Origin of the sequence: Gallibacterium genomosp. 3, from assembly GCF_001678475.1 — a bacterium.
GTDB classification, from domain to species: Bacteria; Pseudomonadota; Gammaproteobacteria; order Enterobacterales; family Pasteurellaceae; genus Gallibacterium; species Gallibacterium faecale.
Window position 1 is genome coordinate 1 of record NZ_JTJR01000039.1, and the last position, 643, is coordinate 643.

The 643-nt window shown below is 47.1% G+C and carries 1 rRNA gene; it reads left to right on the top strand.

Features of this window, described 5'->3' with window-relative positions:
- Positions 1 to 103: 103 nt before the first annotated feature.
- Positions 104 to 643: ribosomal RNA gene (locus tag QV06_RS09475) — 23S ribosomal RNA — on the top strand; the annotation flags it as partial.

The window sequence follows — 643 nt, forward strand, 5'->3', positions numbered from 1 at the left end:
ATATCTTTATAAGATAAATTTGTTCTTTAACAATGAAAACACAAGCTGAAAACTGAGAACTCAAGATAGCGCGACTGAGGGGAGAGAATCCTTGAGGTTGTATAGTTAAGTGAATAAGCGTACACGGTGGATGCCTTGGCAATCAGAGGCGAAGAAGGACGTGCTAATCTGCGAAAAGCGTGGGGGAGTTGATAAGACGCGTAAATCCCACGATATCCGAATGGGGGAACCCGGTAGATGAAGAATCTATCATCCTTATCTGAATGTATAGGATAAGGAGGCAAACCAGGAGAACTGAAACATCTCAGTACCCTGAGGAAAAGAAATCAACCGAGATTCTGCGAGTAGCGGCGAGCGAAAGTGGAGGAGCCGTTAGAGATAGCGAGATGGCAAGGAGAATGAGTTGGGAAGCTCAATCGAAGAGGGTGATAATCCCGTATCCGAAAGCCATGTTGTGGTACTAAGCTAACAAGAAGTAGGGCGAGACACGAGGAATCTTGTCTGAAGAAGGGGGGACCATCCTCCAAGGCTAAATACTCCTGATTGACCGATAGTGAACCAGTACCGTGAGGGAAAGGCGAAAAGAACCCCGGGAGGGGAGTGAAAGAGAACCTGAAACCGTGTACGTACAAGCAGTGGGAGC